Consider the following 1,560-nt stretch of genomic DNA (forward strand, 5'->3'; position numbering starts at 1 on the left):
TTGTAAAGTTGCTCGGGATATTTATCTTGTTTGAATAAAGCCTCCATATACTGATACAGGGTCTCTGAATGATTGTAGCCGCGTTGCATGTAATACGTAGGGCTTCGTTCTTTGTAGTACTGATGATGAGAACACAGATGTTCCTTGCGGGTGGTATACCCGCCTTTCCGGTGGTTCCTGGGATGTGTGGCAATCAGATTGGCTTTGTGGTATATCTTTACCAGGGATCGGGTGTAGATCACCTTAACTTTCATCCCGATATAGGTGAAGGGTACGCTGTAATAATGCTTATCCATACCCAGGTAGATATGATTGTTTTTGGCTACCTTATGCTCTCTATAGTACTTGATCTCGAAAGGTTCTGCAGGCAAAGGCTGTAGGGTATGTTTCTCATCAGCCAGGAATTTCTCTTCCCTACAGTATTCTTTTTGCTGCATACGGGTTTGGTTATGATCTTTAACTTTCTGGGCAATAGCCTGGTTCAGTGAAGGAAGATCAAAAAAAGTAAGGTTGCGAAGTTTAGCGTATACCCGGCTATAGATAAGCTTCACTTGGTTCTCCACTAAACCTTTATCCTGAGGTTTTCTGGGACGCGTTGGAGTCACCGAAGTTCCAAAATGATTGGCAAAATCCTCCATGGCCTGGTTTATATCTGGTTCATAGGAATCGGCTTTAATTACGGCAGCTTTAAGGTTATCCGGGACCAGGGTTTGCGGTACTCCGCCAAGATCCTTTAAACAACAACCCAGGGCATAAATAAAATCTTCCATCTTTTGGCTGGGTACAGCCATAGCGAAGCAATAGTCGGAATACGGCAGGCAGGCCACAAAAATCTGAACTTTAATTTCTTCTCCGGTCTGCCTGTCAACATAAAATAAGAGTTTCCCAGCAAAATCCACATACAGTTTATCACCTGGTCTATGGTCCAGTACCATGGATGGTTTGCCACTGCGCAGGTATTGCTGAATATGGTAACAGAACTGGCCGTAGCTGTAAGGATTGGAGTTGCCAGCTTTATATTCTTCCCACAGCACTTGGCGGTTAACACCTACTTTCTTGAGTTCTTTGCTAAAATAATCCAGTTGGGGTTTGAGCTGATCGTAACGATCGTCTTTGTAGGCAGGGTTTCCAGAACATAATTTTCCCTCTAATACAGGATCTTCCAAAGCCAATAAAACATCTATTAAGATATTGCTTTCTATAGCTTTTTGAATATAATCTTTCACAGTATTTCTACTGATAGACAGGGCCTTGGCAATGGTTTTTTTTCCTTTTCCCTGTTGGTGCAGGCGAAGTATTTGTTTTACTTGACTCATTGGTTTTGGTTTTCCAGCCATTAATTATCTTTTTGATGGTATTCACCAAATAAACCAAAACCAGAAAAAAAATAGCCAAGGGGGGTCAACATGCTCCCAAATAAATCATCCAGAGGGGTCAACATGCTCCGGAATAATCTAAAATTTAGCTATCTTATTTTTTCTAAGAGGGGTCAGCATCCGCCAGAACGGCAGCTACCTATTGTCTGGGCTTTAGGGGGGTCAGCATGCTCCAGTGTATCCA

Annotated in this window: 1 protein-coding gene; it reads right to left on the reverse strand. The window is 42.5% G+C overall.

Going from position 1 to position 1,560, the window contains the following annotated elements; all coding sequences use genetic code 11:
- Positions 1-1,316: IS21 family transposase (istA, locus tag RM529_RS17250; RefSeq protein ID WP_311485985.1), on the reverse strand; the 1,316-nt coding region annotated here is incomplete at its 3' end.
- Between the last annotated feature and the right edge of the window lie 244 nt (positions 1,317-1,560).

Origin of the sequence: Autumnicola edwardsiae, assembly GCF_031846505.1 — a bacterium.
Lineage (GTDB): Bacteria > Bacteroidota > Bacteroidia > Flavobacteriales > Flavobacteriaceae > Autumnicola > Autumnicola edwardsiae.